The organism is Aquirufa sp. ROCK-SH2 (assembly GCF_054558315.1).
In genome coordinates this window covers 1-1,415 of sequence record NZ_JBPXKB010000014.1, presented here as the reverse complement: position 1 = coordinate 1,415, position 1,415 = coordinate 1, and the positions used below count along the sequence as shown (strand labels likewise).

The 1,415-nt window shown below is 32.4% G+C and carries 1 protein-coding gene; it reads right to left on the bottom strand.

Features of this window, described 5'->3' with window-relative positions; all coding sequences use genetic code 11:
• Positions 1 to 1,371: recombinase family protein (locus V7S79_RS12205; RefSeq protein ID WP_459490875.1), on the bottom strand; the 1,371-nt coding region annotated here is incomplete at its 3' end.
• Positions 1,372 to 1,415: the final 44 nt, after the last annotated feature.

Here is a 1,415-nt window from a genome sequence, read left to right as displayed (position 1 = left end):
CAATGTTTCAAACCATGATTCTTGTTGTCCAAAGTGTTTTAAAGTATTCTTTAAGTTTTCAATTTCTACTTGTATGTTTCTAAAAGATTTGTCAAGGTCTTTCTTCAGATTAAAGTAGACCTCATTCGATGTGAACTCATCCATAATTTTTTTTCTTTCAATCGTAACAAGACCATCAACTACAGTTTTTAATTCATTCTCCTTCATATTTAATTGTTTTTTAATCTGATTTCTTTGTTTGTAAACTAATGAAGACAAAGACGACTTTTGTGTTATGGAAGTTTTCAATAATCCGATTAGACGTTCATTATCTGATATAATCCCAAGTATTGTTTCCCATAACAACTCTTCCGTTTTATGTATATGAATACATCTTTTCATCGAACAGGATTTGTCTTCTGACTTAGACTTATTAAACTTTCTTTCCGATAATGGACAATAGTAATGATAAACTGACTTTACTGGTTTTACACGTCCACCAATAGGAGAACCACACGAACAGTATATAAAGTCCCTAAACAAATACTCGTGAGTCGTACGATTCATTTGACCCTTACGAGATAAGGTACGTGTCCTTTTTTCCTGAACTAGTTCAAACAATTTAAAAGGAATGATAGATGGAATTTCGTTCCGTATTGTAATGCCAGTTTTCTTATCGTGGAATTCATCAATTCCAATATAGGTATCATTTCTTAACATCAATTGTATTGTACCTAATGACCAATTTTCATTTCCTCTCCTTGTTTTAACCCCATCTATTTCAAGTTGTTTCTTTATCCCCTTAATATTAACACCTTCGGAATACAACTTATAAATCAATCTGACATATTCACTTTCATATTCATCTACAACCAATCTAGAACCTTTTTGTTCCTTTTCAATTCTATATCCAAAAGGAGGATCACCACCTCGAAAGTAGTTCTGTTTAACCTTCTCCATTTTCCCAAGACGAGAACGTTCAGAACGTACTTTGTTATCATACTGACTCACCTCTGATAAAATCCCGAGAATAAGATTCTCCATAGTACCTGTTGTATCGTATCTACCAGTAGAAGTGTATAAAATAACTCCATTGTCAACCATTTTTTTACGAATAAAATACCATGTATGACCTCGGGATATTCTGTCTGTGTTATAAACGAAAAGATGTTTTACGACACCTTCATCCATCAATTTCAAAAGGTTGATCATCACTGGTCGATTGTCTAAAGTGTCCTTACTTGATGAAGTACCACCTTCATTATGAACCACATAACTCATTTTTAATTTTTTCGACAATTCAATTCCTTGTTGTTTCTGAGTAATCAAACTAGTTCCATCTTCCTCTTGTGATGAAGTACTAACTCGAATCAAAATATGTAAAGTATCCATTTCATTTATTTTAACTGGAACTTAATAAATTATTCAGTCAATCC